This is a genomic window from Streptomyces atratus (assembly GCF_900119365.1).
GTDB classification, from domain to species: Bacteria; Actinomycetota; Actinomycetes; order Streptomycetales; family Streptomycetaceae; genus Streptomyces; species Streptomyces atratus_B.
Map to the genome: position 1 here is coordinate 36,782 of NZ_FPJO01000039.1, position 14,532 is coordinate 51,313.

A 14,532-nucleotide genomic window follows, 5' to 3' on the forward strand; every position below is an offset into this window, starting at 1 on the left:
GGCGCCTCAGCGGCGGCGCCTCGTACGCCGCACCTTCAGCTCCTCGAAGCGCGGGAGGTCGCCGTCGAGGATCCGCTGCCAGGCCCGGGCGAACAGCTCCGCGGCCGGTTCGGTCGGCACCAGGGTGCCCAGCACCGGCCGACCGCCCGTGGCCACCCCGTACATCGGCAGCTTCCACTGCTCGACGGGCAGGACGGGCGCCGACTGCTCCGCCCAGGCGCCCGGCAAGACCAGCGAGCGTCCCGCCCGGGCCCGTACGGCCGACACCACCAGGTCGGTCTCGGCCAGTTCGGCCCGCGCCGTCTTGAGACGGGCCGGCTTCCACCCCGTCCATCGCGCGGTGTTGCGGTCCGTCGGGTCGGGCATGGCCAGCAGCATCAGGTACAGCGTCGCCGCGTCGGCGGTCAGACCGCGTGCCTCGGCGACCTCGGCCACCCGCTCGGGCACCGAACGAGACGGATCCTGCGGCCACCACAGGCCCTCGTCGTCCGCCGCGCCGGCCGCGGGCGCGCCCGGGTCGGCCAGCAGCCGTGCGAACGCCGGGTCGTGCGCCCGCCGCAGGGCCATCTCGACCCCGGTCGGCTGCTGATCGGCGCCGCGCAGTGCCACCAGGTACGGGTCGGAGCCGGTGGAGTCCAGCAGGGTGGGCCGTATGGCCGGCTGGGGCTGGCCGTCCTGCGTGGCCATGAGCACCGCGCCGTACCGCTCGTGATCCGGTGCCGTCTCCGTCGGGGCGCCGGCCACCTTCCGGAAGTCCGCGAGGCTCGTGTAGTGCCCAGCGGAGAGCAGCAGTTCGGGTGCCGCAAGACGCTGCCGCACGGCGGTCAGCGCACTCGGCAGCGCCGCCCGTACCGGATCGCCGGCAGGCAGCCGGTGGGCCAGCCAGGCCGTCAGGCTCATCGAGCCGACCAGCACCGCCGAGGTGAACGGCGCATCGGCGGGGGACGCCGTCGCCGGGTGATCGCCCTCGATGCGCCACGGCACGTCGACGCCGAGCTCCGGCGACGACGCCGGTTCCAGCAGCGCCGGAAGCGCCCGGTGCACGGGCCAGCCGCTGTGCGAGGCGCGCGCAGCCTCCGCCGCCAGCCAGTCGGGCACCTGCCGGCGCCGTCCCACCCTCTCGTTCCACAAGGCGGCCGCCGACGCCACGTCCGGGCCCTCGCTCCACAGCCGTGCCGGGTCGTCGGGCAGGAGCGCCGCGAGCACCGCCCGGCGTACCTCGACCGGGAGCGCGCGCAGTTCGTCGCGGGCGTGTCCCGCCTCGGCCACCTTCAGCCCGAGCGCCTTGCGCAGCTCGGTCGGCAGGAAGTTGTTCTCCCAGCTGTCCACGTCGGGCATGCCCGCGAGAACGATCCGGGCCAGCGCCCGGGACACACCGGTGAGGCGGCTGAACTCGTCGGCGGCCTCCGGCAGGAAGGGCACCGCCTCACGGGACTGAGCCTCCCCGAGGAAGCCGGTCAGCCAGTCGGCGCCGCGCACCCGGTCGCCCACCGGCGCGTCACTGCTCACCGTGTAGGGGCCGGGCACCTCGAAACGGCCGCTCGGGTCGTGGAGCAGCGCGCCGAACTCCCACCCGTCGTCGACGCCGGAGTTGTGCTCGGTGATGCCGAGCACAGCACCGCCGCCCAGGGGCAGCACACTGCGGTGCGTGACGTTGCGCCGCTGGCCGTCCGGCGTGTGCAGGTGGGGCGTCGCCAGGCGGACCAGGACCCGGCGCCAGTGACCGGCCGAGGCCGCCGTCGACGCCAGCCCCAGCGCGTCCACCTGGCCGAGGACTTCGAGCAGGGCTGCCCGGTGTGCCGGGTCGCTGCCGGGCGCGACGGCCCGGTAGGCGATCGCGGCCGGTTCGTCCAAGAGCGAGACGAACGGCAGTCCCGAGTAGGGCAGCGACGGCAGATCGAAGTGCAGCCGGCCCGGCAGCGCCGTGGCGGCGGTGTCCGCGCGCACGGACGCCAGAGTCTCCAGGTATCGGTGGGTCACGTCGGTGTCCGCGCCGTAACGGTAGTAGCCGGTATTGACGATGCCGTGCAGCGCCTTGGCGAGCACGTGGTCGCTCGGCCCCTGGACCCGGACCTCCGTGGGCTCGGCGGCGGCGGGGTCGAGCCGTGCGGCCACGGCGTCCAGCGCCTTCTGCTGCCGCACCGCGAAGCGCAGCACCTTCACCACGCCGGCGACCAGCTCGGGTGCCGAGACCTGCGGCAGCGCGGCGCTCACCAGCTCGGGCAGGTCCGCCACCCGCTCCGCGAGCACAGCCGCCTTCAGCAGGACTCCGGCCGACTCCGCGTCGGCGCCCCGCAGCGCCGCCGACCCCTGCGGATCACGCGCGCGCAGCATGTACAGGTACGGCAGCGGCGGCAGGGCCTGAGCCGCGGTCCCGTACAGCTCGTTGCGGTGGTCACACTGGGCCGACGTCGTGACCGTGCCCTCCGGGTCGCTGAGCAACAGCTCGCGCCACTGTTGGGTCAGTGCCCGCGGCCGGTCGTCGCCGGGGAACGTCAGCGCGGCGACCGGCCTGTCGACGCCCTTCGGAAGGGTGACGACCCGTCCGGTGGTGTCCTCGCCGTGGTGGCCGCCGTCGGACAGCCGCACGACACGCCAGCCGAGGAGCCCGTCCGCGGACGTCCCCTGGGCCGAACCCGCCACCGCCGGGGCGGGCCGCAGCCAGCACGAGCCGGCCGCCAACTCGGCCCCGGGGGCGTGCCGCAGCAGCGCGTCGGCGAGGAAACCGGGCTGCGAGCGCCGGCCGTACGCACCGCCCACGGGGTCGTATTCGAGCCAGCCGCCCTTGTCCTCCCCGTCCCTGTCCTGCCACACCCAGTACGACGTGCCGTCGGACAGCAGCGCGCGCTCCGCGGGCAGCTTCGTGTCGCCGCTGTGGAGGACCCCGCCGCCGGTGGTGCGGCCGCCGCCGGGCAGCTGCAGGCTGAGGTGATCCGAACGCATGGCCCAGGAGCCGGCGCCGGCGCCGGCGAGAGCGAACACCGAGTCGGGCGCGGTGTGCCAGTAGCCTTGCGGCTCGCCGCGACCGTACGTGCTCCAGAACACCAGCAACGCACCGTCCACGTAATGGAAACCCGTCCGCCACACGGACGTGGTGGGCAGCCGCAGATCGTGCACGAGAACGGTGGAGTCGGCGTCGATGACGCGCACCTGCGTCGCGTTGGCCACGATCAGATACGGCCAGGCCTCGACGACCGTCAGACCCTCGGTGGTGTGGTGCCCCGGTGCCAGCTCCGTCAGCGCCTCCTCCCACGCCGGCCAGCGCAGCTCCTCCCACAGACCGCCCCGAAGCGTGCGCGCCACGGCCTCGCCGAGATCGGCACCGGCCGCGGCCGCGACCTCCTGCGGCGCGAGCGCGAGAGCCTCGGAGGGCAGCCACGAAAGCCGCTCGATCGCCTTCGGCAGTCCGGGCAGCCCGGCCGCCACCGACGAGGCGGCCACCTCGCGCATCCACTCGGTGAGCATCGGGCGGCCGCCTGGTGAGGCGGCCAGCCGCCGCATCACGTCCGCACCGGAGGACGCGCTGTTGTAGCTGTTCGCCCCGCGTCCGAAGGCGGGCCGGAAGCGCGGGTCGGCCGCCAGCGCGACCAGGTCCCGCGGCTCCTCGCCGCGGGCCCAGTCCGACAGGTTCAGGGCGCTGCCGCGCTGATGGTGGGCGGACTTCTCCTCAGGGTCGGCGACCGCGATCTCCAGCGAGAGCAGGAGGTCCAGCAGGTTCACGTCCTCGACACCGATCCGCAGGAACCGCTCGCCCTCGGGCCGCGCCGCCAGATCGGCACGCAGCCGGCCGGCCGCCCGCTCAACCAGCTCCAGCAGGGCGGGCGGCGTCGGGCGCGGCCCCCAACCGCGATGCCGGGCACCGTGAAAGCGCTCCAGCCAGCCCGCCGCGCCGTCGGAGCACTGCTCCTCCTGCGGCAGGTCGGCGTCCGCGAGACCGGCGTCGGCCCCCGACTCCGCCATGATTCCCAGCCACAGCTCGGTCATGTCCCCGTTGTCCCCGGGCGGGGTCATCGACAGCAGCGTGCCCCGCACGGACGGAACGCGCCGGGCCAGCGCGACCAGCGCGCCGCGGTGCGACTTCCACCAACCGGCGGCGGCCCGCAAGGTGGCCGGCAGCGGAAGGAGCTCGGCGAGGTGGTCCTGCTCCGCCTCGTTGCCGGACAGGGCAGCGGCGCGGGCGAGCCGCTTCAGCTCCACCGCGGCCTGGGCGGACGGCGCGAGACCGCCGGCGGTCCGGCGCACGCACAGCCGCCGGAACCGCTCGTACGCCTCGACGGGCGTGAGCCGGGCCGACAGGTCCTTGCCGTAACCGGTCAGGACCTTCACCGGCAGCGCGCCGGCCAGGGCGAACTCCAGGAACAGGGCGTCGAGCCGGTCCTCGTCGACCGTCAGCCCGTGCTGCGCCTCGCTCGTGCGGGCACGGCCGAACAGCTGGCCTGCGTACGTGCTGTTCTCGACGCCGAGGAAGACCCGCGCGGCCTGCTCGTAGAAGACGGGCAGGAAGTGCGGGACGGCCGAGGCGAGCCGCCCGGCCAGCTCGTGGCAGGCGTCCAGGGCGGCCTTGGGTTTGGTCTTGGCCTGCCGGGCCAGCCGGTCCAGCTCCGGCACGACCGCCAGGGCGTGGTGCCCGTCCTCGGGGTGGTGCACCAGCACCCACTCGGGAAAGCCGAGTTCCTGGCGCCGGCCGAGACCGACCACGGCCGGCTCGCCCTGCGGCTCAAGTCCGAGGAAGCCGGCGGCGAGGTCCTCGGCGGGGCCCAGTTCGGCCGCGGCCAGCCGCACGACGACCCGATCCTCGCCGAGCACCGCGTGGCGATAGGCCCGCGCGGTCAGCTCGACCGCTGAGGGGCCCGCACCCCGCGCGTCGGCCGGGAGGACCGCGCCTGCCGCGAGCAGCTCCTTGTTGTCGTTCCCAACCGTCCCGGTCACGCGTCCCCACCCTCTTCGATCGTGCGGCCGGCGTACAGCGCAGCGGCCATGCGCATCCCCTCGGACCAGGCCACCGGCCCGACCTCGGTCAGCCGCACCGCGCGGCCGTCCTCGTCGTGCCAGCTCAGCCCGCCGGTCTCCGACTCCCCGTCCCAGTAAGGCTCGCCGATCCACACCGACGCCTCCGTGCTGCGACCTCCATCACGTACTTTGCACGTGGCGTAGCCACCGGACACCCGGTAGCCGAGGCCTGTGGCGCGCGCCGCGAGCCCGAACCGCGAGGTGAACTTCCCGCCCGCGTAGTCCCGTACCTCCGTCGCCGTCTCCGGACGCCCGGCATCCGGCCCGTCCGGCCTGGTCCAGGTCGCCCGGTGGATCTGCTCCACCTGCTGGGTGATGCCGAGGTCGGCCGCGAAGTCCCGTACGTCGTCCAGGTCCGGCAGGAGCACGGGGTGGGGAAGCGTCACTGTGCGCGGCGACAGCCGCACGGTCTCACCGTCGAGGTCGACCACCTTGAGTTCCCCGTCGCCGGTGACGTCCCGCAGGAAGCCGGCCTCGTCCGGATCGTCGCCCACGACGGCCATGTCACGCAGCGCCGCCTGCCACGCCTCGTCCGGCCACACCCGCGCGATCAGCTCGGTCGGAACCGGAAGCGACGACACCATCCAGGCATCCACCTGAGCCACGCACGAGGCCGCGTGCCGGTCCAGCCACTCGGCCAACTGCCTCAGCCGGTCGACCTCGGGACTGTCGCGCAACGCCTTCGGCAGCGCCTTCAACTGCCGCCCCCCGACTCGCCGTGCGACCACACGCCCGTCCTCGAGGGTGATCTCGTACCCCTCACCCGCTGCCAGCCACGCCATCAGCCGTGCCCCTCCGCCTGTCCATCAGATGTCAGCGCAGCCCGAACCAAGGGCCACGAAGCCCCTGAACTGCGATATGAGGGGAGACTAACGAGGGCCACTGACATTGATATTGATACTCGGGTTCCGGTGGCCGTGGCTCGGCCACTGACTGACGCCCTGCTGGGCTGTCTTCGCGTTGTTCTGTCCGGCCGCCGGGACCTGTTCTCATGGCTCCGGCCGGGCGGAACATGACCTGATAGGAGCTTGGTCAGAAGCCCCCTCAATATCCTGTCTGCGCCACCCGGCCGGCGCCTACCTCCGGTTGGAAGGCAATCATCAGGCATGACATCCAAGGTCGCGGAGGTCACCGCGGACCAGGACGTGTTCGGCGGGGTCGACTCCCACGCCGACACCATCCACGTCGCTGTCATCAGCGACAACGACGGCCGTCTAGGGCGTGTATCGAAAGTGCCTGGTGAGGATGGCGGAGAGCCCATTCGTGATCCAGAATGATTGGATGGTCACGCTTGAGACTCCCCGTTTGATCCTGCGTCGCTGGCGCGAGGAAGACGTTGCGCCCATGGCTGCCGTCAATGCCGACCCCGAGGTCATGCGGTGGATCCGTGACGGCAGCGTCCGTGACGAACAGCAGACTCGCGGCGGGGTCCAGGTGTGGGAGAGCGAGTGGGAGTCACAGGGCTTCGGCCTGTTCGCCGTGGAGATCCGGTCCACTGGCGAGCTGGCCGGGTTCACCGGCCTTTCGGTGCCCGACTTCTTGCCGGAGGTACTGCCGGCGGTTGAGGTCGGCTGGCGGCTGGGACGTTCCCACTGGGGGCAGGGCTTGGCCACCGAGGCCGCTGCGGCCGCTGTACGGTTCGGATTCGAAGAGCGAGGGCTGGAGCGGATCGTCAGCATCACTCAAGTGGGCAACGACGCCTCCGAACGGATCATGACCAAACTGGGGATGCATCCGGTCCGTGAGACCGTCAATCCCACCTGCGGTCGGCGAGTACGGGTGTTCGAGTTGTCGTCGGACCAGTACGTCACAACCACTCGTTGATGGCGGCAACGAGGACGGTAGCCTCGTAGCGGACCGCGAGTTTGTCGTACCTGGTGGCCACGGCTCGATGTCTCTTGAGGCGATTGATGCCGCACTCGACCGCGTGCCGGCCTTGTAGTCCTCTGGGTCGAACTTTCGGTGGCCGGCCACCGCTGGACCCGCGCTTCTTGCGGTTGCGGACCTGGTCGGCCTTGTCCGGAATGGTGCAGCGGATACCGCGACGCCGCAGGTAGGCGCGGTTCTTGCGGGAGGCGTACGCCTTGTCCGCCCGCACCCGTCGCGGGCGCACGCGGGGCCTGCCGCACCCCAGTCGGGGCACCCGGATGCGGCCCAGCACGACCTCGAACTGCGAATCCGGCGCTCGGCGCTGGGGTGTCCTGGCCCAGACGCGGTTCGTGAAGCAGCAGCCAGAGTGACCTGGGCAACGGCTGTGTTCCGTACGCCGCCTGCCCCCCATGTACTTCACCGACCGCGGTACCGAGGAGCTGGAGAAGCTACGGAGGGAGGAAGAGCACACTTCGAGTGGCTCAGCCAGCAGCTGCGCACCTCGCCGATCCAAATCCCGACTCCGCGGCGTCGTCCCGCGGGACGACTTCCGCGACGCGGCCCGCGAGCCGGGCGTGCTCATGGGCTCAACGGCGTTGTGCTCGGTACCAGACCAGCCGCGGAGGCAGAGCACCCGGTACGACGGGCACAGGACGACATGTGGGCCCTCAACCGCCGCGCCGCACGACAGCTCCGTCCCCGCGAAGGACACCTACGCGTACCCCGCATGCACATCGAACAATTTGGAGGGTGCAGCGGAGGGTACGAAGACCCTGGCAGGCCGTCAGAACGAGGCTGAGGACCCGTGACCGTCAAGCTCGGCACATGGCTCGACAACACCCGCAACCGCGCTTGGCAAGCTCGCCGAGCACCGCCGGGCGGATCTCGATCAACTCGGCATGCGTTGGTAAGGGGCGGCAGGAACGGTGACGGCCACCGTGGGAAAGGCCGGTGTGCTCAGCCGCGCCCGCATGGCGAAGGGCCCGTCCATGTGGACGGGCCCTTCGTGGGGCTTTCGTGGGGCCGGGTCGGGTCAGAGCACGGCGACGTAGAACGCGGTGGCTGCGCCGCCGGCGTCGGCGTTGTAGGTGGCTACCTGGACGCCCTTCCCGTTCGCGCAGCCGCCTGCGACGGCGCGGAGGGTGTAGCCGATGCCGTCGCGGGGGGTGGCCGTCACGATGGCGCGGGACAGGTCGACGTCCTCGTTGCTGATCTTCACGCAGTAGACGTGGCCCGACCTGGTGACTTCCGAGACGCCCTTGGAGTGCACGATCGACCCGTCGGCCTTGACCAGTGCTCCGGCCTGGGCGTAGGGCGCCTGGGAGCCCGAGGTGGCTGCGATCGCCATCCCGCCGGCCACGGCCAGGCCCGTCACGCACAGCCCAGCGACCGTGAGCCCGGCCACCCGCATCCTCTTCTTCGCACGCACAGTTGCGTCCCTCTCCGGAGATTGCTGCAAACGGAACAAGGCGACCGTAGCAACAGATGCCACTTATAAGGCTCATGACGCATGATTAGGGAATAACTCGTATCTTACGTACTTCGCACTGGCAGTCTGGGCTGTGCGTGCTTTCCAGGGTCCGGAGCCGTACGCAAGGCCGGGCGCCCCTGGCCAGCACGGCATGCGCACGGTCTCCCGCCGTGACCCTGCACCGAGCCGGGTCGTTCTCCCACCATGAAGACGATCACGCGCGTGGAAGGCCCGGGGCCGGTACCGGCGGCCCGGTCCACCTGGTCGGGTGTCGACGCGGCGGCAGCTCGGTGTTTGACGAAGGCGGTGGAGTTCGCCGTCGAGTCACAGACCAGTGACGGGGCCTGGCGCTTCCCATCGGAGCCGCGCGTTCTGGAGAACGCCGTCGTCGCCTGCTCCCTGGCGGGCGTAAAGGAGGCGCGGGCCGCTCGGGAAAGGGCGGTGCGGTGGCTGGAGGGCGCCGCCCCGCAGCAGCACGACGCGTTCGTGGCAGCCGCCGATCGATGGCTCGTTGAGCTCACATGTACGGGTTCCACCGCGAAGACGGTCGTTCCGTCCCTGCCGGTCAGCGAAGGACCGCATGCCCGACGTGCCCTCTACCTCCATGCGCTCGGCTGCGCTGTCGCAGGCGCGGGGGCGGATGCCCGCCTGCTGCTGCAGCAGTCCCGAGCGGCCCTGGGCGCTGATGGGGGCCGGCGGATCAAGCCCTGGCAGCGCACCATGCTCCTTGCCTTCGAGGCCATCGCCTGTTCCGTCCTCGGCATGCCGGTGCCCCCGCACACGCTGCACGAATGGGAGCGCGCGCAGTCCCCGGACGGATCCTTCTTCGGAATGCCCCTGGTAACGGGCATGCTGCACCTGGCCCTGCGCCGGATGGCCCCCGAGCATCACGTGACCCGCCGATGCCTCACCGGCCTCCTGGCGGGCCAGCAGCCCGACGGCACCTGGCGCTTCCTGGTCAGCGAGGTATGGGACACCGGTCTGCTCGTCCGCGCCCTGCGAGGCCACCCTCTCTTCCAGACGGCCGCCCTGCCCGCCGCCCTGAAATTCCTGGCCTCGGCCCAGAAGGAGGACGGCGGCTGGGCCTGCACCGCACCCCTCGACTCCGACAACGACACCACCGGCAACAGCCTCCTCGCACTGGCCGGCACCGACCGGGCCGGCCAGATCCGCCCCGCCGCCACCCACTACGCGCTACGGCACCAGACGCCCGAGGGCCTGTGGACCACATGGCACTCCAGCGACGACAGCCCAGCCCCCGACGTCGTGGCCCACATGGCCGCCGGCATCCACGCCGCCGCCCTGCCCGGCATCGACCTCGCACCGGCCCGGAGTTGGCTCGCCTCCCTGGCCACCGAAGGCGGCTGGAACTCCGACTGGTACATCCCGCCGGCCTACGGCGCCGCCGAGATCGGCGCGGCAATCGGCCGCCGACCGCAGCGCCGCGCCGCCGCCCGGGCACTCCTGGGCTCTCAGCGGCGCGACGGCGGCTGGCCCCGCATCCCCGGCGAGCCGTACTCCAGCCCGACCGCCACCGGCCTGGCACTGACAGCCCTGACCACCAGCGGACTCGAACTGCCCGACGCCGCCCTCCGGCACGCGCTGCGCTTCCTCATCGACAGCCAGAACGACGACGGCACCTGGAACGACCGCCCCGTCATGTACGGGCCGAGGCCCTTCCTCACCAGCACCACCACACAGGTCCACGCCCTCGCCGCACGCGGACTGCGCCACGCGCTCACCACCGTCGAAAGCCGCGACGGAGCAACCCCATGACCCAACCCCAGGCACCCACAAACACCCCGTCCGATGCCGCTGCGTACGCCCGCGGCCTCCTCGTCACCGTCCGACCGGGCGCCTGTGTCTTCGACTTCGACGGCACCCTGGTCGACACCAGCACCATCAACATCGACGCTGCCCGAGCCACCCTCGCCGACCTCGGCCTCACCGTCCCCGAACCCTGGCTCCGCCAGGCCCCCCTGGCCGACCTCACCGCACTACGCCACCTGCTGCTCACCGACCACGGCCTGCCCCTGCCCTGCACGGACGCCGAATTCGTGCACCGCGCCCGCGCCCACTGGCTCGCCCGCACCATCCTGGTCAAACCGGTCCCACGCGTAACCGCCCTCGCGCGCCGCCTGGCGGCGGCCGTGCCCACGGCCGTGGCTTCGGCCAACGACGGCCACGTCGTGCGGGCAGGACTCAATGCGGCCGGACTCGCCGGCCTCTTCCCCGTCCTCGTCGCCCGCGAACACGTCACCCACCTCAAGCCCCACCCCGACGCCTACCTCCTCGCCGCCGCCCAACTGAGCCAGGCACCCCACCGATGCCTCGCATTCGAGAACACCGACGAGGGCGTCACCGCAGCCCTCGCCGCCACCATGCCCGTGATCGACATCCGGCACAGAGACTGGACCGTGCAAAACCCCTGAACCGGAACTTCCGCAGCGCATTCCCCCCGCGTCACGGCGGGACGCAGGGGAACGAGGCCGCGAAGTGCGCTGCTCACCGCACCGCGGGGAACCGTTGGCGGTGTGGCGTGCCGGGGGTGCGGTGGTGGGGCCGGTGGCGTTCGGGTGCCGTCTGTGTATGGCCCGGCGTACGGGGGCGGCGGTGCGGGTGATGCGGTACGCACCGTGCGCGGCGTCGGCGGGCACGGTTCGTCCCCGCACGCCGCCGTCGACCCCGTGCCCGCGCTGTGCACGATGGTCACCGCGCTGCAGACCCTGGTGACGCGTGAGATCGACATCTTCGACCCGGCCGTCGTCACGGTCGGCCGCCTGGAGGCCGGTACCGCGCCCAACGTCATCCCGGAGTCGGGCCGCTTCTCCGCCACCGTCCGGACCTTCTCCGACGCTTCGCGGGCCGCCGTCCGCATGGCGTTCGAGCGGACCGTGCACGGCATCGCCGCTGCCCACCGCGTGAGCGTGGACATCGACTACGTCCACCAGTACCCGCCGACGATCAACCACGACGGCGAGACCGCGTTCGCCATCGAAGCTGCCCGGGACGTCCTCGGCGAGGACCGGGTCTTCGTGGCGCCGACGCCGCTGGCCGGCTCGGAGGACTTCTCCTTCGTGCTGCGCGAGGTGCCGGGCGCGTTCCTCGGGCTCGGCGCCTGCCCGGTCGGCACCGACCCCACCACGGCCCCGATGAACCACTTGCCCCAGGCCGTCTACGACGATGCCGCGGTGCCCCACGCTGCCGCGCTGCTCGCCGGACTGGCCCTGCGGCGCCTCGCCTGCGCCACCTCCGCCCGCTCGGATTCGTCCTCGTCCTCGTCCTCGCCCTCCGTAACGTCCGATTCCTCCGCCGGATCCCCGGTCTCGCCTTCCTCGCAGGAGTGACCCATGACCCACACCAACAGCCCGGCCAGACCGGTCGCGCGGATCCCCGCGCGTGCCGTCACCGCCGTCGTCGGCCTGCTCGTGTTCTTCGAGCTCACCAGCGGGGTCCTCCAGGCGGGCATCACACCGCTCCTTCCCGACCTCGCCGTGCACCTGGGCATCGGCACCGCCGACACCAACTGGATCATCTCCGTCCAGCTGCTGGCGGCCGCCGTGTGTGTCCCCCTGTTCGGGCGCCTCGGCGACTTGTACGGGCACCGGCGGATGCTCCGGATTGCCCTCGTCGTGACCGCGGCGGGAACCCTGATCGTGGCGCTGGCGGACAGCTACCCGGTCCTGCTGGCCGGGCGGCTCCTCCAAGGACCGCTTGCCGCCCTGCTGCCGTTGGAGATCGCCCTCGTGCGCGACCGGCTGCCCGTCGCCGAGGCACGGCGGGCCATCGCCCTGCTGGTCGGCTCGCTGGCACTCGGCTCCCTCGTGGGCGGCCTGGCCTTGGCCCTGGTCCACTCCGCCTCGGGGGATCTGCGCCTGACCCTGCTCCTACCGGCGGCGCTCGCACTGGTCTGCGTGCCCGTCTCGTACGTCGCCGTACCCGAATCCGCCCACCGGGCGAGCGGCCGGGTCGACTGGCCCGGCGTGTCACTGCTCAGCGCGGCCGTCCTCGCCCTGCTGAGCGGCGTCGGCGCAGCGAAGAACGGAGCATGGGGCAGCCCGGCGGCCCTCGGCCCTCTCCTCCTCGGTGTCCTCCTCCTGATCATCTGGATTCTCGTGGAGCTGCGCGCCGCCGAACCGCTGGTGGACCTCCGGGCCCTCGCAGGCCGCGAGGCCGGCCCCTTCTACCTCGCGGCATTCCTCTTCGGCATCTTCTACTTCGGCAGCCAGGCCCCCAACACGATGTTCTTCGCCGCGGATCCGGCGACGGCAGGGTACGGCTTCGCCCTGTCTGCCCTGGCCATCTCACTTGTTTCACTGTCGGGCTACGTCGCCGCCGTCCTCGGCTCCTTCGCCACTGCGGCGGTCGCCCGGCGGATCGGCTACCGAGCCTTAACTGAACGGTATTGGGCCTAGCCTCGATCCGCCGACGTGATGCCTGGGAGATAGGTGTCGGGACGTAAGAGATACCTCGTGACCTGCGATGATGGGCTTGTCGAAGCCTTCTTCACGCACGATCGCGAGGCATCTCGTGGGTGAAGACATCCCATGCTGCTTCGGCGGTTTCTGTCTGGTTCGACGGAACGAATCTGACTGCGGACGCGGGTCTGTTGCCGATGGTCCGGCTGGCGGTTGGGCTGACCACCGTGGTGCACCAGACCGGTATCGTGAGGAGATGACCTCACCTGACCGTAGCTCAGCCGAACGTGAGGCGGCGGAGGCAATCACCTATCGCGTGGCGGAGAGCGAAAGAGACAAGTCCGCCGTCATCAAGGGCGAGTTCAGCTCGGATGCCGTCTTCGAAGTAGTCGGTTCCGAGGGCGGGTTCACCTTTCGGCCCGTCCGGCTGGACCCGCCGGTTCACAAGGTCTTCCCCGACGACGGGCCCGAGGCCGCCGATGTGACATCGGAGAGCAAGCGGCGGTTTGTCGCGGTAGATGGCGAACTCGTATGCGGCTATGTCGATACGGAGTATGAGCCCTGGAACCGGCGGCTGATCATTGCCGATATCGAGGTGGCTGGGCCGTACCAAGGCCGGGGAATCGGGCGGACACTCATGAGTCACGCCATCGGCTGGGCCCGGGAATGCAGTGCCGGGCACGTGTGGCTGGAAGTGACGAACATCAACGCTCCGGCCATCCGCGCCTACCAGCGGATGGGGTTCACCTTCTGCGGCTTGGACACTTCCCTGTACCACGGTACCGAGTCCGAGGGGGAGACGGCACTGTACATGAGCCTCTTCCTCGACTGATCCGCTGGCCGGTAGCCGGTCCAGTGCTTGGACATGGAGACGCGGATGTCCTCTGAGCTGGGACGATGGGACTTCCTACGGTTCCACGTCCGAATACACAGTGCGGGTGCCGCAGCGGACGCCAAGGTCACCAGCATCGTGGCCGGTATGGCCGTGGGGGCGGACAGCATTGACGACCTGGACGTCCTGCGGCACGGTGCGATACCGGCCCTGTTCGCGGGATCCGTGCCCTCTCCACGCTCGGCACGTTCCTGCGCGCGTTCACTCACGGCCATGCGCTCCAACTCCACGCCGTGCACCGCAGGTTCCTCGCCGCGCTGGCCGCACACACCCCGCTGCTGCCGGGCGCCGGCGAGACGGCGTTCATCGATGTCGAATCCACCCACAAACGCGTCTACGGCCGCACCAAGCAGGGCGCGGAGTACGGCCGGTTCAAAGGGATACGCAAGCGGGAATCGGCCGGCAGGGCAGAGTCGGCGCTGCCGAGAGTCATCTGTTCGAGGCCGCGGAAGTCATCGACTTCGCCACTTCCTGGATCGAACACAAACTGAACAGGTAGACGCAGCAGAGGTATCCGCACGTCTCCGGCCCGCTGTGATCAAGAACCACAGCCAGAGCAGCCAAGGGCCGGTCAGTCCGCCCGAAGGGGTACACGAACGGTGAACCTTCCCCTTGATCGTGGACACCTGGAGACTGGGACGTGAGAGCCCAGAGGAAGCAGTGCCAGGTGGGAAGCAAGTACACGAAGCGGTACTCGGAGGAGTACAAGCGGGACGCGATCGAACTCGTGCGGTCGTCGGGACGGACGGTGACCGAGGTTGCCCGGGAGCTCGGCGTCAGTTCGGAGTCACTGCGGGGCTGGGTGAAGAAGGCCCGCGCTGCCCAGGACACCGGATCGGGACCTGGTTCCGTGCGAGCGGGGCGGGCCGCCG

At 71.2% G+C, this 14,532-nt stretch carries 11 protein-coding genes and 1 pseudogene; 8 read left to right on the forward strand and 4 right to left on the reverse strand.

Annotated features, from left to right (window positions below; translation table 11 throughout):
- Positions 1–6: 6 nt before the first annotated feature.
- A complete protein-coding gene (locus tag BT364_RS35375) occupies positions 7–4,929 on the reverse strand; it encodes a DNA-binding protein (protein ID WP_072489284.1) in 4,923 nt (1,640 codons plus the stop codon).
- Positions 4,926–5,792: a DUF4132 domain-containing protein gene (locus tag BT364_RS35380; protein WP_072489285.1), complete on the reverse strand. Its 867-nt coding sequence runs from the start codon at positions 5,790–5,792 to the stop codon at positions 4,926–4,928. The genes BT364_RS35375 and BT364_RS35380 overlap by 4 nt, the downstream gene beginning before the upstream one ends.
- A gap of 324 nt (positions 5,793–6,116) precedes the next feature.
- Here BT364_RS35380 and BT364_RS42075 point away from each other — a divergent pair, with 324 nt between their 5' ends.
- Together BT364_RS42075 and BT364_RS35385 are read left to right on the forward strand one after the other, a co-directional pair.
- The gene (locus BT364_RS42075; RefSeq protein WP_177328366.1) at positions 6,117–6,287 is read left to right on the forward strand and encodes a hypothetical protein; all 171 of its coding nucleotides are present in this window, start codon (positions 6,117–6,119) and stop codon (positions 6,285–6,287) included.
- Positions 6,288–6,291: 4 nt separating this feature from the next.
- Positions 6,292–6,834 carry a GNAT family N-acetyltransferase gene (locus BT364_RS35385; protein WP_072489295.1) on the forward strand — a complete coding sequence of 181 codons (543 nt, stop codon included), beginning with the start codon at positions 6,292–6,294 and terminating at the stop codon, positions 6,832–6,834.
- Here BT364_RS35385 and BT364_RS44645 read toward each other — a convergent pair.
- Both BT364_RS44645 and BT364_RS35395 read right to left on the reverse strand, forming a co-directional pair.
- Positions 6,818–7,189 (reverse strand): annotated as a pseudogene (locus BT364_RS44645) (transposase); the annotation flags it as partial. The gene BT364_RS35385 and the pseudogene BT364_RS44645 overlap by 17 nt on opposite strands.
- 723 nt (positions 7,190–7,912) lie before the next feature.
- Positions 7,913–8,308 carry a hypothetical protein gene (locus BT364_RS35395; protein ID WP_143166604.1) on the reverse strand — a complete coding sequence of 132 codons (396 nt, stop codon included), beginning with the start codon at positions 8,306–8,308 and terminating at the stop codon, positions 7,913–7,915.
- 246 nt (positions 8,309–8,554) lie between these two features.
- Here BT364_RS35395 and BT364_RS40595 point away from each other — a divergent pair, with 246 nt between their 5' ends.
- The 6 genes from BT364_RS40595 to BT364_RS42080 form a co-directional block, all read left to right on the forward strand.
- Positions 8,555–10,126 (forward strand): prenyltransferase/squalene oxidase repeat-containing protein, encoded by a 1,572-nt coding sequence (locus BT364_RS40595; RefSeq protein ID WP_107408393.1) that lies wholly within the window; start codon positions 8,555–8,557, stop codon positions 10,124–10,126.
- Positions 10,123–10,782, forward strand: a complete 660-nt coding sequence (locus BT364_RS40600; protein ID WP_072489289.1) for an HAD family hydrolase — start codon at positions 10,123–10,125, stop codon at positions 10,780–10,782. The genes BT364_RS40595 and BT364_RS40600 overlap by 4 nt, the downstream gene beginning before the upstream one ends.
- 144 nt (positions 10,783–10,926) lie before the next feature.
- Entirely contained in the window at positions 10,927–11,697 is a 771-nt protein-coding gene (locus BT364_RS35410) for a M20 metallopeptidase family protein (protein ID WP_371268690.1), read from the forward strand.
- Between the two features lie 3 nt (positions 11,698–11,700).
- A complete protein-coding gene (locus tag BT364_RS35415) occupies positions 11,701–12,765 on the forward strand; it encodes an MFS transporter (RefSeq protein ID WP_079179810.1) in 1,065 nt (354 codons plus the stop codon).
- A 259-nt stretch (positions 12,766–13,024) separates the two neighbouring features.
- Complete coding sequence (locus BT364_RS35420) at positions 13,025–13,600, forward strand: GNAT family N-acetyltransferase (protein WP_072489290.1); 576 nt, start codon at positions 13,025–13,027, stop codon at positions 13,598–13,600.
- Positions 13,601–14,327: 727 nt separating this feature from the next.
- The coding region (locus BT364_RS42080; RefSeq protein WP_072485238.1) for a transposase at positions 14,328–14,532 on the forward strand (205 nt) is incomplete at its 3' end.

What these genes read in the sequence shown, in the direction of transcription:
- BT364_RS35385 (WP_072489295.1), top strand. Translation starts at nt 6,292, where the DNA reads ATGGTCACGCTTGAGACTCCCCGTTTGATCCTGCGTCGCTGGCGCGAG.
- BT364_RS42075 (WP_177328366.1), top strand. Translation starts at nt 6,117, where the DNA reads ATGACATCCAAGGTCGCGGAGGTCACCGCGGACCAGGACGTGTTCGGC.
- BT364_RS40595 (WP_107408393.1), top strand. Translation starts at nt 8,555, where the DNA reads ATGAAGACGATCACGCGCGTGGAAGGCCCGGGGCCGGTACCGGCGGCC.
- BT364_RS35415 (WP_079179810.1), top strand. Translation starts at nt 11,701, where the DNA reads ATGACCCACACCAACAGCCCGGCCAGACCGGTCGCGCGGATCCCCGCG.
- BT364_RS35420 (WP_072489290.1), top strand. Translation starts at nt 13,025, where the DNA reads ATGACCTCACCTGACCGTAGCTCAGCCGAACGTGAGGCGGCGGAGGCA.
- BT364_RS35380 (WP_072489285.1), bottom strand. Translation starts at nt 5,792, where the DNA reads ATGGCGTGGCTGGCAGCGGGTGAGGGGTACGAGATCACCCTCGAGGAC.
- BT364_RS40600 (WP_072489289.1), top strand. Translation starts at nt 10,123, where the DNA reads ATGACCCAACCCCAGGCACCCACAAACACCCCGTCCGATGCCGCTGCG.